The sequence below is a fragment of the Asticcacaulis sp. AND118 genome, from assembly GCF_020535245.1.
Classification (GTDB): domain Bacteria; phylum Pseudomonadota; class Alphaproteobacteria; order Caulobacterales; family Caulobacteraceae; genus Asticcacaulis.
The window spans coordinates 1,425,789-1,443,996 of record NZ_CP084910.1 but is presented as its reverse complement, the minus strand read 5'-3'; the positions used below and the strand labels follow the sequence as shown (position 1 = coordinate 1,443,996).

Annotated in this window: 17 protein-coding genes; 9 read left to right on the top strand and 8 right to left on the bottom strand. The window is 61.6% G+C overall.

Features of this window, described 5'->3' with window-relative positions; genetic code table 11:
* Positions 1-58 precede the first annotated feature (58 nt).
* Entirely contained in the window at positions 59-910 is an 852-nt protein-coding gene (locus tag LH365_RS06955; RefSeq protein WP_226742952.1) for a response regulator, read from the bottom strand.
* 291 nt (positions 911-1,201) lie between these two features.
* Between LH365_RS06955 and yaaA the strand changes: the two genes are divergently transcribed.
* Positions 1,202-1,969, top strand: coding sequence for a peroxide stress protein YaaA (gene yaaA, locus LH365_RS06950; RefSeq protein ID WP_226742951.1), 768 nt, complete (start codon positions 1,202-1,204; stop codon positions 1,967-1,969).
* On the opposite strand, the gene LH365_RS06945 is transcribed toward yaaA, so the two are convergent.
* Positions 1,966-2,907, bottom strand: coding sequence for an L-threonylcarbamoyladenylate synthase (locus tag LH365_RS06945; RefSeq protein ID WP_226742950.1), 942 nt, complete (start codon positions 2,905-2,907; stop codon positions 1,966-1,968). The genes yaaA and LH365_RS06945 overlap by 4 nt on opposite strands.
* A 230-nt stretch (positions 2,908-3,137) precedes the next feature.
* Entirely contained in the window at positions 3,138-4,433 is a 1,296-nt protein-coding gene (locus LH365_RS06940; protein WP_226742949.1) for a YceI family protein, read from the bottom strand.
* A 209-nt stretch (positions 4,434-4,642) separates the two neighbouring features.
* Between LH365_RS06940 and LH365_RS06935 the strand changes: the two genes are divergently transcribed.
* Entirely contained in the window at positions 4,643-6,403 is a 1,761-nt protein-coding gene (locus LH365_RS06935; RefSeq protein ID WP_226742948.1) for an acyl-CoA dehydrogenase, read from the top strand.
* Between the two features lies 1 nt (position 6,404).
* Here LH365_RS06935 and LH365_RS06930 read toward each other — a convergent pair whose 3' ends face one another.
* The gene (locus LH365_RS06930; protein WP_226742947.1) at positions 6,405-7,289 is read right to left on the bottom strand and encodes a serine protease; all 885 of its coding nucleotides are present in this window, start codon (positions 7,287-7,289) and stop codon (positions 6,405-6,407) included.
* 151 nt (positions 7,290-7,440) lie between these two features.
* Between LH365_RS06930 and LH365_RS06925 the strand changes: the two genes are divergently transcribed.
* On the top strand, positions 7,441-9,726 hold the full coding sequence (locus LH365_RS06925; protein ID WP_370639717.1) for a S9 family peptidase: 2,286 nt from the start codon (positions 7,441-7,443) through the stop codon (positions 9,724-9,726).
* Between the two features lie 231 nt (positions 9,727-9,957).
* A complete protein-coding gene (locus LH365_RS06920; protein WP_226742945.1) occupies positions 9,958-10,494 on the top strand; it encodes a GNAT family N-acetyltransferase in 537 nt (178 codons plus the stop codon).
* Positions 10,495-10,704: 210 nt separating this feature from the next.
* On the opposite strand, the gene LH365_RS06915 is transcribed toward LH365_RS06920, so the two are convergent.
* Positions 10,705-11,139: a phasin family protein gene (locus tag LH365_RS06915; RefSeq protein WP_226745430.1), complete on the bottom strand. Its 435-nt coding sequence runs from the start codon at positions 11,137-11,139 to the stop codon at positions 10,705-10,707.
* Between the two features lie 374 nt (positions 11,140-11,513).
* Between LH365_RS06915 and LH365_RS06910 the strand changes: the two genes are divergently transcribed.
* Complete coding sequence (locus LH365_RS06910) at positions 11,514-12,914, top strand: D-alanyl-D-alanine carboxypeptidase (RefSeq protein ID WP_226745429.1); 1,401 nt, start codon at positions 11,514-11,516, stop codon at positions 12,912-12,914.
* Between the two features lie 137 nt (positions 12,915-13,051).
* On the opposite strand, the gene LH365_RS06905 is transcribed toward LH365_RS06910, so the two are convergent.
* From LH365_RS06905 to LH365_RS06895, 3 genes are read right to left on the bottom strand one after another with little or no spacing between them, the layout of a single operon-like run.
* A complete protein-coding gene (locus LH365_RS06905; protein ID WP_226745428.1) occupies positions 13,052-13,354 on the bottom strand; it encodes a hypothetical protein in 303 nt (100 codons plus the stop codon).
* Positions 13,355-13,389: 35 nt separating this feature from the next.
* The gene (locus tag LH365_RS06900) at positions 13,390-13,830 is read right to left on the bottom strand and encodes a molecular chaperone DnaJ (RefSeq protein WP_226745427.1); all 441 of its coding nucleotides are present in this window, start codon (positions 13,828-13,830) and stop codon (positions 13,390-13,392) included.
* Between the two features lie 27 nt (positions 13,831-13,857).
* Positions 13,858-14,739 (bottom strand): division plane positioning ATPase MipZ, encoded by an 882-nt coding sequence (locus LH365_RS06895; protein ID WP_226745426.1) that lies wholly within the window; start codon positions 14,737-14,739, stop codon positions 13,858-13,860.
* A 179-nt stretch (positions 14,740-14,918) separates the two neighbouring features.
* On the opposite strand from LH365_RS06895, the gene map reads away from it, so the two are divergent.
* The 4 genes from map to LH365_RS06875 all read left to right on the top strand — a co-directional run bounded on the left by map (position 14,919) and on the right by LH365_RS06875 (position 18,199).
* On the top strand, positions 14,919-15,731 hold the full coding sequence (gene map, locus LH365_RS06890; RefSeq protein WP_226745425.1) for a type I methionyl aminopeptidase: 813 nt from the start codon (positions 14,919-14,921) through the stop codon (positions 15,729-15,731).
* Between the two features lie 10 nt (positions 15,732-15,741).
* Positions 15,742-16,395 (top strand): RadC family protein, encoded by a 654-nt coding sequence (locus tag LH365_RS06885; RefSeq protein WP_226745424.1) that lies wholly within the window; start codon positions 15,742-15,744, stop codon positions 16,393-16,395.
* A gap of 119 nt (positions 16,396-16,514) precedes the next feature.
* On the top strand, positions 16,515-17,756 hold the full coding sequence (locus LH365_RS06880) for a site-specific integrase (protein ID WP_226745423.1): 1,242 nt from the start codon (positions 16,515-16,517) through the stop codon (positions 17,754-17,756).
* A complete protein-coding gene (locus LH365_RS06875) occupies positions 17,753-18,199 on the top strand; it encodes a thermonuclease family protein (RefSeq protein WP_226745422.1) in 447 nt (148 codons plus the stop codon). The genes LH365_RS06880 and LH365_RS06875 overlap by 4 nt, the downstream gene beginning before the upstream one ends.
* The last annotated feature ends 9 nt before the right edge of the window (positions 18,200-18,208 follow it).

The following is an 18,208-nucleotide window of genomic DNA, read 5'->3' as shown; positions in this document are numbered from 1 at the left end:
ACTCCCCCATTGCGCAGAATGGCGAGAGTCATAACATATATCTCGCGAGAGGCGAGCCCTAACCGACCTTGGTCGGGTCGATCACAGCCTTCGCCGCCTCGTTCTTGGCCTGAATCTTGTGTTTGGCCAGCCGTGCCACGGCGTTGAGCAATTCGGGAATGACGAAAGGCTTGGGCAGAAGTTCCTCCGCCCCGGCATCCTTGGCCGCCGCCAGCACGTGCATGGCGCCGATCTTGTCGTTTATGCCCTCGGACATAGCCAGAGTCCGGATGTGGGGATAGTCCTTGCGCAACTGCATGATGCCTTCGACGCCGCCCATGCCGGGGATGAGCACCGCCGTCACTACGGCGTCGACCAGCCCCAGATTATGATCGAACAGCACGTCTTCCATGGTGTTGGCGACGCTGACCTTATAGCCGACCTGCTGCAGCGTCATGCCGATAAAGGTGCGCAACTGCACGTCCGGATCGACGACCAGCACGTGGAAATCAGCCTGACGGGCGCGATGGTATTTGAGCGTCTCGGCCAGCAAAATCTTCAACTCGGACGGATCGACCGGTTTGGGCAGCATGAAGTCGGCCCCGGCCTTCAACGCCTGATCGCGCACCTTCTGGGACGCGCCCGCCCCCTTCCACACGAAGGACATCAGGGCCAAGGGCGTATCCTGCATCTGCGCCTTGAAGGCATCGACCTTCTTCAGCATGTCGACGCCATCGACATAGCCGTCCATGACGAACAACTGGAAGCGGTTGTGTTTAAGGCTGCGGATGGCCATCACTTCGTTGAAGCAAAGTACGGAGTTCCAGTTCTGGCGGGTCAACTGGCGCGCCATCTCGCGCGCCTGTTCCTTGTCGGAATCCAGCACCAGAACGCTGCCGTAACTTGCGGAAGGCCCCCTTTCCGCGTTCATCTTTGCCCCTTCGCTTACATCACATAGGTTACGCCAACTAAACACAGAATAACACGGGCATTAGGATGACAGATTCATTAAAGAGTCAAAAACATAATATCTTACCGCCTCCGTTACCATGATGATCAACTCGCCAATAGGGCGGATATTTATGGATTTTTTATTCTATACTTGCCGTTCTGTATTTTGCCACATTGCGGCCCTTCTGCCGTAACGTCAGAGTCACAAAACGCGGCCTCTTTGTTTCTTGAAAACGCTTCACACGCGCCGAAATGCGCTTAAATAGGACATATGATCCTGCTGCTTTCCCCTGCCAAATCCCTCGACGAAACTCCGGTGACGCCGCCGCTTGCGACCAGCGAGCCGCGCTTTGCGCGCGAGACGCACAGCCTGCTCAAGGTCATGAAGACACAGAAGCCGGCGGACCTGCAGCGGCTGATGGACATTTCCGCCAAGCTGGGCGAACTGAACCATCACCGCTACAAGGGCTTTGCCGATCAGCCTGCCCTGCCCGCCGCCCTGATGTTCGACGGCGACGTCTATACCGGCCTGCGTGCACGCGACCTCGATGCCGAGGGGCTGGCCTTTGCGCAGGACCATGTGCGGATATTGTCGGGCCTCTATGGCCTGCTGCGGCCGCTGGACCTGATTCGCCCCTACCGACTGGAAATGGGCACCGGTCTTGCGACGGCCAAGGGCGCGAACCTTTACGCCTTCTGGGGCGACCGCATCGCCAAGGCCATCGTCGCCGACGCCGGGGCGGTCGGGACAAAGACCGTGCTTAATCTCGCCAGTCAGGAATATGCCCGCGCCGCCCTGACCAAGGCGCTGAGGCTGAAGGTCATCGAGGTGAAATTCCTGGAGATCAAGGAGGACAAGACCTCGATGATTTCGTTCTTCGCCAAAAAGGCGCGCGGCCTGATGGCGCGTTACGTCATCGACAACCGCATCACCGATGCCGATAAGGCAAAAGCCTTCGACTCAGAAGGCTATCGTTTCGTACCCGAACACTCGACCGACACGGTGTGGACGTTTTCACGCAAGCATCCGACGGCCTAGCCGACAAACCCCGCCGCGCGTTTCAGCCGGTCATTGATCGCCTCGCCCAGACCCTCATCGGGAATGGGGGCGACGCAGATGCGCGCAGGCTTATGGGCGTCGGCTTGGCGCAGATAGCTGAACAGGTTGGCGGCGGCTTCGGATAGGTCACCCGACGGGCTGAGATTCAAAACGGTCCCCGCAAAATCCACAGCCTTATCCACCGGTCCGAAGGCCAGATACACACAGTCCGTCGGCGGGTTGTCCACATTGATTTCCACAGGCGCGTCGGGCGCGTAATGCAAACTCAACCGCCCCGGCGAACGGTGCCCTTCGGCGGCGTCATCGGCCAGCGGTCCGACGACGGCCTCGACCTCGGCGCGCGTCACCGCGCCCGGACGCAGATAGCGCACATCGCCGAGTAGGCTGACTACCGACGATTCCAACCCGACCTGACAGTCGCCACCATCGACCGAAGCACCGACAAAGGCGCCGGTCTCAGCCACGGCATCGGCAAAGCGCGTCGGGCTGGGGCGGCCGGAACGGTTGGCCGAAGGCGCAACCACGCCGCCAGAAAAGTCTTTGCCAAAGCCTTCGAGAATGGCGCGCGCCGCAGGGTGCGACGGGACGCGGATGGCGACGCTGTCGAGCCCGGCCCGTGCCAGATCGCAGACCTTTTGCGTGTCGCGCACCGGCACCACCAGGGTCAGCGGCCCCGGCCAGAAGGCCTTGGCCAATGCCCGCGCGCGATCATCGAACACGCCGATGGACTCAGCGGCCTCCAGCGAAGCAACGTGCACGATCAGCGGATTGAAGCGTGGCCGGCCCTTGGCCTCGAAGACCTTGGCCACCGCCGCCGGATCGTCGGCGCGCGCCCCCAGACCATAGACCGTCTCGGTCGGCAGATGGATCAGGTCGCCGCGTCCCAGCGCGGCAATGGCGTCGTTGATGGTGGACATATCGAAACCTCTCCTCCCTGTGCTGAAAGCATGGGGAGGTGGCAGCGAGCGCAGCGATGCTGACGGAGGGGGATGACGCGAAATCCGGCCAAGGCCAGAGACCTTTAAAGCAGAGGCGCTATCCCCCTCCACCCTCTGCGCTGCGCTTGATGGTCCCCCTCCCCATCGCTACGCGACAGGGAGGAGAAAAGGAGAGCGCGCTTTATCACAGAGAATCGCGCGCGTAAGCCCTATTTCGTTGTGGCCGTGACCTTGAGGTCGAGCGACACGGCATTCGGCACCGCGTCGGTCGCCGCCCATTCGCCCGTGCCCACGCCATAGTCGAGGCGATTGAGCTTAGCCGTCGCCGTCATCACCGCCTGCTTGCCGTTGATTTTCAGGGTAAACGGCAGGTCGAACGGTTTGGTCTGGCCGTGCAGGGTCAGGCGGCCCTTGGCGACGTAGCGATCCGTGCCCGTCCTGGTGAAATTCGTCGCCTTGAAGGTCGCCTTCGGACTGGCGGCCGTGTTGAAGAAGCTGTCGCTTTTCAGCGTATCGTCGCGTGTGGAATCGCCGCTGTTGACCGAGGCCAGATCGATCACCACCGTCGCTCCGGACTGATCGAGGCGTTCCGGATCGAAGGCGATATCCGCCGTATAGCTGCCGAAGCCGCCCTTGATGGCCTCGCCGTTGAAGGTGGTGGCGAAGTTGATGTGCGACGCGGATTTATTGACCGCCCATACGGGCACGGGTGTGGATAGGTCTGTGGATGAAGCCGCGGATTCCGTGGACGAGGCTGAGGATGCTTCGGGGACAACCGCACCGGCTTCGGGCGAGGTTTCAGCGACCGACTCCATCGCTTCCGGCGCGGCCACGGGGGCAGGTTCCGGCGCGCGGGCCCCGCGCATCATGAAGGTGGCCAGTACAAAGGCCCCGACCACCGCTACCGCCGGCACCAGCCAGCGCACATTCAGCGCGCTTTGCAGGATCGTCGGTTTCGGCTCCAGCCCCGGCAACATGCGCGTCACCGTATCGTCTTTGTGGATGAAATGGTGCATAAGCGCCGCGCCGACGTGCAGCGGGATCAGCACATAGAAGATCAGCTTGGCGAAAATACCGTGCAGGTTCTCGAACACCGCATGGGTCTCATGCCCCAGCGGCAGGTGCGGAATCGGCAGTACGCCGAACCACAGGGTCGGCACCGGCACCTTGGCCGTCGAGACCAGCGCCCAGCCCGACAGGGGCAGGCCGATCATCAGCACGTAGAAGGCGATATGCACGGCACGCGCCGCCCACATCTGCCATTTCGGTCCTTCGATTTCCGCCGGGGCCTTATAGGCTACGCGCAGGCCGATCCGCACCACCGTCAGCAACAGGATCAGAAAGCCCACCGACTTGTGCATCTGATAGCGCGAGAAGAGGCCGCCATCCTTGTCCTCCAGCGTCCAGCCGAGGAAGACCATATAAAAGATCAGGGCAGCCATGGCCCAGTGCAGATAGCGCGAGGCGCGGTGGTAGACATTTGGCGTTATTTGGGGGGACGTCATCAAACGACTCCTGTGGGTAAGCTGGACCAAGTATGTCAGGCCGGAAGCGAAAATCAACGCTTATATGTAACCAAATAAATTACATATCAAGCTCCGCAGGCGGTTCGATTGCGCCTAATGCCGTAAGGGAAGTTCACGGAACTGTGAATTTCCCTGCCGCCACGTCATGCGTCATCACCAAGACAGTAGAATAATATCGAGGAAATCCCATGACCTACCGTGCGCCGCTCGCGGACCTGAAGTTCAGCCTGACCGCGGTGACGGGCATAGAGCGCCTGTACCAGAGCGCTGCCTATCCCGACTTCGACGGCGACCTCCTCGACGCCATTCTCGACGCCGCCGGGCAATTGTCCGAAGAGGTGCTGGCCCCGCTCAATCGCGTCGGAGACGCCCACGGGGCCAAGCTGGAAAACGGTCAGGTCATCGTCGCGCCCGGCTTTGCCGAGGCCGTCTCCGCCTTTGCCGAAGGCGGCTGGGCCGGACTGGGCGCCCCCGAAGCGCACGGCGGTCAGGCCATGCCCAAGGCGCTGGAGATGGCGGCCTATGAAATGTTCCATGCCGCCAATATGGCCTTTGCCCTTTACCCCACCCTGTCGCAGGCGGCGATCGAGGCCCTGCACCATCACGGCACCGAACGGCAAAAGGCGCTCTATCTGCCGCGCCTGACCAGCGGCGAGTGGTCGGGAACGATGAACCTGACCGAGCCGCAGGCCGGGTCCGATCTGGCGCTTCTGACCACGCAGGCCGTGCCGGACGGCGACGCCTATCGCCTGACCGGACAGAAGATCTTCATCACCTGGGGCGATCACGAAACGCGCGACAATATCCTGCATCTGGTGCTGGCGCGACTTCCCGGCGCACCTGAAGGCACGCGGGGTATCTCGCTGTTTTTGTGCCCGAAATACCTTGTCAACGCAGACGGCTCGCTGGGCGCGCGCAACAGCCTGCGCGCCGTGGGATTGGAACATAAACTAGGCATCCACGCGTCGCCGACCTGCGTCATGGCGTTTGAAGGGGCGCAGGCCGAACTGGTCGGGCAACCGCATCAGGGGCTGATGGCCATGTTCACCATGATGAATGCCGCCCGCCTCGCCGTCGGGGTGCAGGGCGTGGGGATTGCCGAGCGCGCCTATCAGCAGGCGCTGGCCTATGCGCGGGAACGCCGTCAGGGCAATTCGATCCTCACCGGCGAAAAGAAGGCCCCCATCTTCGACCATCCGGACGTGCGGCTGATGCTGGCCCTGTCCAAGGCGAAGATCGAAGCGGCGCGCGGCATCTGTCTGCTGACCGCCATCGCCGCCGACGAACACCGCCTGAGCGGCGATGCGCGGGTCAAACGCCGTGAGGATTTCCTCGTCCCCATCGCCAAGGCCTGGGGCACGGATGTCGGGGTCGAGGTGGCGTCGACGGGCGTGCAGGTCCACGGCGGCATGGGCTTTATCGAAGAGACCGGCGCGGCCCAGCATTACCGTGACGCGCGCATCGCCCCCATCTATGAAGGCACCAACGGCATTCAGGCCGGCGACCTTGTCGGGCGCAAGCTGGGCGACGACGCCGCTTCTGCGGTAGAACTTAAACAGGATATCGAAAGTTTTATACTGAACAACAGCTTGCCGTCAGATATTGCAACATCGGTTGAAGCCTTGCGCGGGGCCCTGAAAGCCTTCGAAACCGCCAGCCTGTGGCTGGTGGGACAAAAAAAATCCCGCCCCGCCGACGTGCAGGCCGGGGCCACGGCCTATCTGAAACTGGCCGGTGATGTGGTCGGCGGCTACGTCCTGCTGCGCGGCGCGCTGGCCGCCAGCGGCCGGCTTGCGGCCAATGACGGCGACCCTGTGTGGCTGAAAGGCAAGATCGAATTGTGGAAGCTCTACGCCGCGCACGTCCTGCCGCACGCTGAAGCGCTGAAGGCCGCCCTCACCGCCGGCGCGGCCTCGCTTGAGGCCCTGTCGCCGGAAGCGCTGTCCTAAGTCAGGGGTTGGGCTTCTTCTGACCGGCCGCGGCGTTATTGGCCGGCGCCTTAGCCGGTGCGGGGGCGGCCTTTTTCGGCAGGATAACCACCGGCGGCGGAGACGCCGAAGAGGTCACCCCGGCTCTGACGCCGGGCCCCTGACCACGCGCGGCGTACATCTGCTCGATGGTCTGCCGCACGAAGACGGCGTGGGTGACCAGCCCCAGTTCGAGCCGCTGCGAATTGACCTCGACCTGCTTGGTCAGGATACCCGACACCAGGGTCACGCTGGGCATTTCCGTCCCCGGACCGCGCTCGGTGCGGTCGGTCATGAAGACCGGCCCGCCGGAATTGCCGGGGATGGCCGTCAGGTCGATCAGAAAGGTCGGGAAGCTCGACACCGGCCCCACAGGATACGAGGCCAGCCGTCCGGCGCGCAGGATGGGAAAGCCGATCGTATTGGCCGAATAGCCGTGCGGATAGCCGAGCGTCATCATCTCGTCGCCGGGCGAGACGTGCAGTTGATCAAAGCTGCGCTCGTCGGCCAGCCAGCTTAAGGGAATCGCCTTATCCTTATAGGCGGGCGGCACCTGAACGGCGATGACCGCCACGTCCTGCTTGGGGTTCTGCGTCCACAAAGGCCCGGCGTCGGTGCGGATGGGAATGCGGGTCGGGCTGTACTGCCAGGCGCCGTTAGCGGCCTTGACGCGCCAGCCGATGCGCACCTCGTTCTGCGGCATACGCTCGAAGACGTGAGCGGCGGTCACCAGCACCACTTCGGGCGCGGCGCCTTCGCGCGGCACGGCCACGAGGAAGCCGGTGCCCACCATGCGCTTCTGATCGTTTACCGGCTGGTCGATCTGCACGGTGGCGTCGATCAGGTTGAGGGTCAGGTCAGCATCCATCCCTTATTACTTACCCCCCAAATGGGCCGAAACCATGCCCAAACCGCGCCGCGAAATAAACAAGCCGTAAGTTGACGCCGAGACGTGGATCATATCAACCTCAACCCACTTCATCCTTGCGTCGGAAACGCAATTTGTCAAAGGTGCCCCTATGAAAAACCACCCGGTCCGCGCCCTTAATCGTCGAAACTTCCTGAACTACAGCCTCGGGGCCACCGTTGCCCTGAATACGGTCGTGAGTGCGGGCCTGGTTCTAAGCCCCTCCCCCGTCTTTGCCGCAGAGAGCCTGATGTCAAAAACCCCTGCCCCCAAGCCCCTGAAGAAGCCGCACACCATCGAGCAACTGGGTTTCAGGCGCACCGACGACTATTTCTGGATGAAGGACGACAACTGGCAGGCCGTCCTGCGCGACCCGGCGGCGATCAAGGCCGACGTCAAGGCGCAACTGATCGAGGAAAACGCCTATACGGCCGCCCTGCTCAAGCCGACCGAAGCGCTGCAGACCACCATCTTCGAAGAGATCAAGGGCCGTATCAAGGAAGACGACTCCTCGGTGCCCGCGCCGGACGGTCAGTGGGAATACTATATCCGCTACAATATCGGCGGTCAGCACCCGATCAACGCCCGCAAGCCACGCGGCGAGGCCAAGATCAGCACCGAAACCGTGCCCTTCGCCAGGATTCCCGCCGACGAACAAATCCTGCTCGACGAAGACGCCGCCGCCAAGGGTCACGAATACTACGCCACGGCGACCACGACCCACAGCCCGGATCACAAGCTCTACGCCTGGGCCGAGGACACGCAGGGCTCGGAGGTCTACAGGATTTTCGTGAAGGACCTCGCCACCGGCAAACGGCTGGGCACGCCGGTCGAAAGCGCCACGGGCGATTTCCTCTTCACGCCGGATTCGCAATACATCTTCTGGACCTTCCGCGACGATAACGGTCGTCCGTCGAAGCTCTACCGCCGGCCGGCCAAGGGGGGCGAGGACGTGCTGGTCTATGAAGAGACCGATCCCGGCTTTTTCATGGGCGTCGGCCTGACCTCGGACGAAAGCCACATTCTGGTCAGCATCAACGACCACGAAACGAGCGAGGCGCGCCTCATCCCGGTCAAGACGCCGACCGCCGCCCCCGTGGTGGTCGAGCCGCGCAAGACGGGCGTGCAATATCAGATCGACCGCTGGGGAGATGAAAGTGGAGAGGGGCGTTTCGTCATTCTGACCAATGCCGACGAGGCGGTGGATTTCAAGATCATGACCTCGACCGCCGCCGTGCCGGCGCGCTCGACGTGGAAGCCGTGGATCGCCCACCGTCCGGGCATCTACGTCACCGGTTTCGGCCTGTTCAAGGGCTATATGGTGCGCACCGAGCGCGAAAACGCCAATTCGCGCATCGTCATCACCGCCAAGGCCGACCTCAGCGAGCACGAGATCGCGGTGAAGGAAGAGGCCTATGCGCTGGGCCTCGGCGGGTCGCTGGAATACGACACGACGGTGATGCGCTACAACTACACCTCGCCGACCACCCCGGCCCAGACCTATGACTACGACATGGCCACCAGGGAAAAGGTCCTGCGCAAGACGCAGGTCGTGCCTTCGGGTCATAATCCCGTTGACTATGTCGCCAAGCGCCTCTACGCCAAGGCCCCGGACGGCGCCGAAGTGCCGGTGACCGTACTGATGAAAAAGGACACCCCGCTCGACGGTTCCGCGCCGCTGCTGCTCTACGGTTACGGCTCCTACGGCCTGTCGATGGAGCCGACCTTCTCGGTGTCGAACCTCAGTCTGGTCAATCGCGGCTTCATCTACGCCATCGCCCACATCCGCGGCGGCACGGAAAAGGGCTACAACTGGTTCCTCGACGGGCGCAAGTTCAAGAAAAAGAACACCTTCACCGATTTCATCGCTTCGGCCGAGCACCTGATCGCCAACGGTTACGGCGCGAAGGGCCGCATCGTGGCGCAGGGCGGTTCCGCCGGCGGCATGCTGATGGGCGCCGTCACCAATCTGCGTCCGGACCTGTGGGGCGGCGTCATCGGTCAGGTGCCGTTCGTCGACGTGCTCAACACCATGAGCGACACCTCGCTGCCGCTGACCCCGCCGGAATGGCCGGAATGGGGCAACCCGCTGGAAGACAAGGCGGCCTACGAATATATCGCCTCCTACTCGCCCTACGACAATGTGACGACGAAGGCCTATCCGCCGGTGCTGGCGACGGGCGGCCTGTCTGATCCGCGCGTCACCTACTGGGAGCCGATGAAATGGGCCTCCAGGCTGCGCGAATACACCACCTCAGGTTCGCCCATCCTGCTCAAGATCAATATGGAGGCCGGGCACGGCGGCGCTTCGGGCCGCTTCGACCGCCTGAAAGAAACCGCTCTGAACTACGCCTTCGCCATCTGGGCGCTGGACAAGGGCTGGACGAAACCAGCCTGATTTAACACCCTCCTCCCTGTCGCGCAGCGATGGGGAGGTGGCATTTGAGCGGTAGCGAAAATGACGGAGGGGGATACCTCCGAAGATTTTAGAGACTCAGTCCCTGAACCAGATATCGAGTTTGAGGAAAAGACCTGAGTCATCCCCCTCCGTCAGTCCGCTTCGCGTCCTGACACCTCCCCATGCCTTCGGCACAGGGAGGAGAAACCGACTGTTCTGTTAGAGCTTCCCATGCCCGAAATACGTAAGGTTCAGGTCACCGACTTCGCCGCCATTGCCGACATCTACAAGGACGGCGTCCTGCACGGCACCGGCACCTTCGATACCGAACCGCCGACGGCGCAGTACATGATGACGCGCTGGTACGAATTGCGGGCGATGAACCTGCCCTATCTGGTGGCGGTCGAAGGCAAGACCGTCATCGGCTATGCCTACGCCTCTCCGTTTCGCGAACGCATCGCTTACCGCTACGGCGTGGAGGACAGCATCTACGTCCACCCCGATCACAAGGGCAAGGGCGTGGGCAAGGCGCTGCTTGAGGCGCTGATCAAGGCCTCGACCGAGGCCGGCTTCTACTACATGTATGCCGTCATCGGCGACGCGGAAAATACCGGCTCGATCCGTTTGCACGAGTCTGCGGGGTTCGAGCATACGGGCAAGCTGCCGCAGGCGGGGTACAAATTCGACCGCTGGCTCGATGTCATCTTCATGAGCAAGGCTCTGCGTCCGACCGACGGTCCCGCCCAGGGCAAGGGCTGGGGGACGTAAGAGATTTCAACCACGGAAAACACAGAAAGCACGGACTTCATCGCGGGGAAAGATCGCGCGAAGCGCCCATTACAGGGTCGCATCAGCCCCTTGGGGCGGATCGTGATGGCGTCCTTTTTCCGTGCTTTCTGTGTTTTCCGTGGCCAATCCAAAACAAAAAAATCCCCGCAGTCGCTTGCGGGGATTTGTTTTTTCAGACCGAACCGTGAATTAACGGTAGGACTGGAACTTCTCGACGGTCGCGGTCATGCGCGCGTTGATCGGCTTGAAGGTGTCCTTGAACGAGGCCGACAGGGTCTCGGTCAGGGCGTTCATTTCCGACACATAGGCTTCGAGCGCCGACTTGGCGTAGGAGGACTGCAGTTCGATCACTTCCTGCACCGACTTGGCGGTCGACAGCGTCTTGGCAGCCGAAACGGCTTCTTCCCAGCTCTTCTTGCTGTAGGCCGCGGCTTGCGCGCCAACGGTTTCGGCGCCCTTGGTGGCGGCGGTCAGGCTTTCGACGACGGCTTCGACATTGGCCTTCGACAGCGTATTGACTTCGTTCAGCGCACCCAGCGTCTTCTCGACGCCGTCCTTGAACGCCTGGTTCGAGGCAGCGGTCACTTTTTCGACGGTCGACTTGTAGGTTTCGGTATCAACCATGGCATTATCTCCACATAGGGTTAGGCGGGATGTCTAAAAACCGGGTTGAACGCGCCGTTGGTATTTGCAGGTCACCCGTAATGATCCTGTGTATAACGCAATCGCAGCATGAGGTCAATGATTATTGTGCGCTGCACAAAAACTAACGCAATCGTGATGTCCTTTCCTCGCCCTGCGGACGAATCCGGGCGCATTTTGGTCAAAAATAAAGGCTTCTGTAAGGGCTTGGTAAGGAAATCGCGGTCTGCTGTTAAGCACGGGTTAATTTAGCGCCTGACAGACCTCTCCTTTCATGGTGTTATGCTTAACCCTCTCCCCTTGCGGCGTTTGGTCGCCGTTCAGTCAGTAGCAGCGTAAACAAGTGGGATATGCGAATGCGTCAAAAGACTTCTTATGCGGCCCAAGTGGGGGCAGCCAAGGTTCGGGTCGCCGCCAAAGATGGCGGCACGCTCAAGGCGATGCTGGCGACGACCGCCGCCGCCCTGGCCCTGATCGGTGTTCTGGCCGTATCTCCGGCCCGTGCTCAGGACCCGGCGGCCAGCGACCGCTATGCCGCCATCGTGGTCGATGCGCAGTCCGGCGAAGTCTTCTACGCCATGCGCGCGGATAGCCCGCGCTACCCCGCCTCGCTGACCAAGGTCATGACCCTTTACATGGCATTCGAGGAAATGGCGCAGGGCCGCCTCAAGCCGGACGACGTCATCACCCTCTCCTCGCACGCGGCATCCATGCCGCCCACCAAGTCGGGCCTGAAGGCCGGCGACACCATCACGGTCGACATGGCCATGCGCCTGATCGCCGCCTATTCCGCCAACGATCTGGCCGCCGCTCTGGGGGAGCACATCGGCGGTTCGGAACAGCGTTTCGCCGCCCTGATGACCGTCAAGGCGCAGGAACTGGGCATGACGCGCTCGAACTTCGTCAACGCTTCGGGTCTGCCTGACTCGCGTCAGGTGTCGTCGGCGCGCGATTTTGCGGTGCTGGCCCGCGCCGTGATGCGCGACTTCCCGCAATATTACGAATATTTCCACGTGCGTTCGGTGCAGTTCAACGGCCGCACCTATACGAACCACAATCCGCTGCTGGCCTATCCGGGCGTCGACGGCATGAAGACCGGCTATATCAACGCCGCCGGCTATAACCTCGTTGCTTCACAACGCAAGGGCAAGCACCGCCTGATCGCCGTCATGCTGGGCGGCTCGGACAAGGCCCAGCGTCGCGAGCACGTCACCAGCCTGATGAATACCGGCTTCGACGTCTTCGCCCGCCGCGACAAGGGCGAGGAGATTCTCGTCGCCCAGAACGAATTCCGCAGCGCCATGGCACCGAAATATCAGGTGGTCGGCGATTCCACCGCCCTGATGGCGGCGCTCGACGCGCAGGACACCGAGGACGGCGCGACCGTTCAGCGCCTGTCGGGCACGGCCAAGGCCCCCGGCGTAGTGGCCGCCCTGAGCAAGGCTGAAAAGGCCGCCGACGACAAGGCCTCGGCGAAGAAGACCTCGACCACCGCCGCGGCCAAGAAGAAGAAAAAGGACCCGGACGCCGTCTGGGCCATTCAGGTCGGCGCCTTCAAGCAAAAGTCGCTGGCCGCCGATTGGGCCAAGGACGTCAAGAAGCGCTTCCCGACCCTTAAAGCCGTCGAAAGCGAAGTGTCGAAGAACGAAGCCGGCCGCTATCGCACGCGCTTTATCGACATGACCAAGGCCGAGGCGCAAAAGGCCTGCAAGGCCATCGAGGCCAAGCGTCTCGATTGCATGGTGGTGAAGTCGTAAGGTTAGGGCGTTGGGACCAAAGAAGCTTCTTAGTGGCCCCAAAACTTTACCTCAAAAGAAAAGCCCAGCTTCTTGAAGTTGGGCTTTTCTTTTGAGAGATCTAAGGCGTGGGGTCGCGGACCCCACACCCCAGAACTTTAACGAGGTCTAACAACCAATATACGAGCCACCGATTGAAAAGGCAGTAAGCCCAATTGCTCACGGATTCCTTCGGCACGACTTTGCGTAAGCGGCATCTCAGGATCGCACAAATCTCTCAGATGACCTGAAAGCCGATGTATGGCTTCATTGACATCGCGCAAACGCTGCAATTCCTGATCATTGCAATAATGGAAACGCCCCGTAAGGGTAAATTCAGAAATACTCATCGCAAGAAGCATCAGTAACTCGTCCCTTTTAGCTTCTTGCATTCGCTTAGTCAGGTTATCGACATCACTCATCAATGGGGGTGCAGGGGACGCGTCCCCTGCCCTTTCTATCTTTTCTTCAATAACGTGTCCCGCGCCGCGTTGAGCTTCGCCGCTAGCGCGTCCGAACCGCCCTGATCCGGGTGTGCCGCCTTCATGTGCTGTTTCCATGCTTTCACTATGGCGCGGCGGTCGGCCCCGACCTCCAGCCCCAGCGTACGATAGGCCTCGATCTCGGCATGTGTCCACGCCCCCGCCGGTCTGGGCTCAGGGCGATACCGCGCCCCGCCCGCCATGGCAAAGGCGATGGACACCAGAATGCTGGCCAGAATGTATTGTCCTCGCGCCACGCAAATGACACCCGCCATGGCCACGGCCACGGCCCCTACGGCGATCAAGGCGCGCTTTTGCCTGATCCACGGGCCGGGTTTGAGCTTGCCCAGCCGCGATTGACGGCCGACCCAGACCAGCAGGGCAAAGGCGGCGACGGCGGCGATGATCAGATACACAGGGCGTTGTCCCGGACGGCGGCCGAATTACTCAGCCGCTTCGAAATCGTCCTCGTCCGTTTCTAGCTGAGGCCCCAGTTCCGTCAACTGTTCGGAGACGGCGGCCTCGTTTTCGAGGTCGAGCGCCAGCATGACGGCGCGGATTTCGCTGCGCGCCGACACGTGCGCCATCGATACGGCCACCGGCTTGATATCCTCGCTGAGGTCGAGCACAGTCAGGCCGAACGGGAAGAGTTCGCGGTACAGGACGCGGTCGCGCAGGCCCGCCGCGACGCGGAAGCCGATGCGCTTGCCCAGCGCCTGAAGCCGGTCGTCGATGCGCTTGGCGTTACGCGCCTGATTGGTGGCCAGACGGTTGCGCAGCACGATCCAGTCGATCGTCTTGCCGTCCCAGGTGGCGCGGGTCTTGCGTGAGTTCCACACGGTTTCGGCGTAGATCGACGGGCGTTTGACGTCCAGAGTCACCGGATCGACCTGACCCAAGAGGTCGAAATCGATAAAGCTGTCGTTCATCGGCGTGATGATGACGTGGGCCACGGCGTGAGCGCGGCGCGACAGGAAGCTGTCGCCGCCCGGCGTATCGATGATCACATAGTCGGCGACGTCGATGGCTTCGCTGAGCGCGCGGTCGAAGGCGGCCTTGGCCTCGGCGTCCGGCGCCTTGACCAGTTCGGCGGGAGTCTTGTGGAGAAAGGGCTCGACGGCGTGCGGCAGTATCTTTTCGTTGGCCGCCGCCCACTTCTTGCGGCTCTCGAAGAAGTGCGCCAGCGAGCGCTGACGCAGGTCGAGGTCGATAATGGCGACGCGCTTGCCCTGATGCAGCAGGGCGGCGGCAACGTGCATGGCGACTGTGGACTTACCTGCCCCGCCCTTTTCGTTGCCAAAAACCAGAATGCGCGCGTTCGACATGACTTTCACTCCACACCCGAATCACGTCCTGATCCGGTCCCTTCATTTTGGGGCAGACCCGCAATAGGTCAATAATGGGTTAACATTTTGACGTGGACAGAGGGACGCCCCCGCACGTCCGGTCCGTCGCAAAGCCTTAAACCCTAGCCATTTGATGAGGCAGGGACTATATTGCCGCCATGACCACAGACAGCGATTACATCACCCGCACCGACCGTATCAAAATCCACGGCCCCGAGGGTTTCGAAGGCATGCGCCGCGCCGGCAAGGTCGCCGCCGAATGCCTCGACATGCTCATCCCCTACGTAACGCCGGGCGTGAAGACCTCCTATCTCGACGATCTGGCGCGCGAATTCATCTTCGACCACGGCGCCCTGCCCGCCTGTGTCTTCTATCGCGGCTATCAGCACACGGTTTGTATTTCGCCGAACCACGTGGTCTGTCACGGCATCCCGTCCGAAGCCAAGACGCTGAAAGACGGCGACATCGTCAATATCGATGTTACGGCTATCGTCGACGGCTGGCACGGCGACACCTCGCGCATGTACGAGGTCGGCACCGTTAACCAGAAGGCGAAGCGCCTGGTCGACGTGACCTACGAATCGCTGCGCCTCGGCCTTGAGCAGATCAAGCCGGGCAACACCTTCGGCGACATCGCCCACGCCATCCAGAAATATGCCGAAGCCCAGCGCTGCACCGTAGTGCGCGACTTCTGCGGCCACGGTCTGGGTCAGGTCTTCCACGACAATCCGAACGTCCTGCACTTCGGCCGCGCGGGTTCCGGCCCGGTGCTGGAAGAAGGCATGTTCTTCACCGTCGAGCCGATGATCAATCTCGGCCGCCCGGAGGTGAAGGTGCTCAATGACGGCTGGACCGCTGTGACGCGCGACAAGTCGCTGACGGCCCAGTGCGAACACAGCATCGGCGTGACGAAGGACGGGATTGAGATATTCACGGCCTCGGACAAGTTCCGTCCCCAACCGGTGATCTGAGGCATCGGATATGGCTGAGGGGGAGCCGCCGACAACCGAATTACCAGACCACGGCGGCCATCGTCAGCGGCTGCGCGATCGGGCAAGGCGCGGCGGCGTGTCGGTCCTGCCCGATTACGAACTGCTGGAACTCTTCCTTTTCCGCTCGATCCCCCAGCGCGACGTGAAACCGTTGGCCAAGGCGCTGCTGAGCCGTTTCGGCGGCCTGTCCGCCGTGTTGTCGGCGCCGCTGGAGGACATGCTTCAGGTCTCGGCACTCGACAACAAAGGTCGGGCGTTGAAGATGACACCCGACATCGCGCTCGATCTGCAACTGATGTTCGAAGGGACACGCCGGCTGATGGCCGAGCCGCTGAAGCGCGGCACGGTCATTTCAAGCTGGCAGGCGCTCCTGTCTTATCTGCGCGTGACCCTGGCCCACGAACCGCGCGAGCAGTTCCGCCTGCTGTTCCTCGACAAGAAGAACCAGCTTATCGCTGACGAGATCATGAATTACGGCACGGTCGACCACGCCCCGGCCTATCCGCGCGAGATCATGCGCCGGGCGCTGGAGCTGTCGGCGTCGTCGGTGATTCTGGTGCACAACCATCCCACTTGGCCTTTTAAGTCACGCTCAATCACGCACCATCATACTGAAACACAACACATTTTTAGCTTGTCGTAGAGTCGGTCACTGTGGCATATTGGGGTCGGTTTTAAGGGGATCGAAGCCCTTTTTGCCCCCAGTCGCCGACCCCACGAACCCGTCGAGCGACCCCAGTTGGAAGCCGACGGAGAACCCCAATGCCAAGCCTTACAGATGGAGAAATTCGCCGCGCCTTGAAGCAGGTGGAAACGACCGGCAAGCAGCTTACCTTGGTCGACGGCGAGGGTCACGGGACCGGCCGCCTGATCCTCGTCATGAAGCCCATGCCGACCCGCGTGACCGCGGACTGGATGGCGCAGCAATGGCGCGACGGGAAACGCCTCAAGAAGAAACTCGGCTCCTATCCGTCGATGCCCCTCAGCAAGGCGCGCGAATTATTCAATCGCGACTTCGCTGACATGATCCAGAAAGGCCGAAGCATAAAAATAGCCGGCGACACGCGGCCGGGGACGGTTGCGGACCTGTTCGAGGCTTATGTAGCGTATCTCAAGGATGGCGGGAAATCGTCCTGGAAGGAAGCTGAAAAGGGCCTCAACAAAATCGCGGATACACTCGGCCGAAACCGCCCGGCCCGCGACATCGAGCCGGATGAGATCACGGCGATCATTCGACCAATATATGAGCGCGGCAAACGTTCAATGGCCGATCATGTACGCAGCTATATTCGATCCGCTTTCAGCTGGGGCTTGAAATCCGAGCACGACTATCGGTCCACCGCCGCGCGTCGCTTCCGTCTGACCTACAATCCCGCTGCGGGCATACCGACGGAACCCAAGACAATTGGGACGCGCTGGTTGAGCGAGGACGAGTTCGTTCGCCTCTATCGCTGGCTCGAATGCCCCGACACCCCGGTTCATCCGCCCTATGCACGCGCCGTTCAGATCATCATGTTGACCGGCCAACGAGTCGAGGAAATCGCTCGCCTGCATATTGATCAATGGGACGCAAAAGAGCGGATCATCGACTGGACTAAGACCAAGAATCTTCAGCCGCACGCTGTTCCAGTGCCATCTTTGGCCGCTGAGCTGATCGAATCGATCATCCCAAACGAGTACGGCTGGTTTTTCCCGTCTGCCAAAGACCCATCAAAGCCCGTCAGCCATGGCACGCTCTACAACTTCATCTGGCGCCAGCGAGATCGCGGCGTAATCCCCCATGCGACCAACCGCGACCTTCGTCGGACCTTCAAAACCTTGGCCGGCAAGGCTGGCATCCCGAAGGAAATGCGCGACCGCCTCCAGAACCACGCCTTACAGGATGTCAGCTCTAAGCATTACGACCGCTGGAACTACATGGTTGAGAAGCGCGCTGGCATGGCCAAATGGGACAAGTTCGTCCGTGCCATGCTGGCCAAAAAGCGGTTGAAGGCAGCAGCATGAACCATAAACGTCTCAAAATCGGGTTGGCATTGCTAACCGTGCTGGCTACAGCGACCGTCGCCAAAGCTGATCCCTGCAAGGCTATTCCGGATCGTGGGCCGATGCCGTCCTTTCTACACCGCGGCGCGCACTTCTCCGGTCCCGTGGTATATGTCGGTGACGGTGACTCTCTGTGCGTGGCTGTGGGCCAAGGGTCGGCCAACTGGGTAGAGATTCGGCTTGAGGATTTTTATGCGCCGGAACTCCACTCCCACAACGGACCCGCCGCCAAGGCCGCGCTAGAAAAGATCGCGATGGGGCGGAGCGCGGAATGCGTCGCCAACCACCAGTCTTACGACCGCGTCGTCGCCGCTTGCCGGATCGGTGGGCGTTCCATCGGCGATCTGCTGAGAGCTGCCGGGACTATTGAGGGCGGCAATGGATATGGCCCAGGCAAGCAATAAACCAGCCTT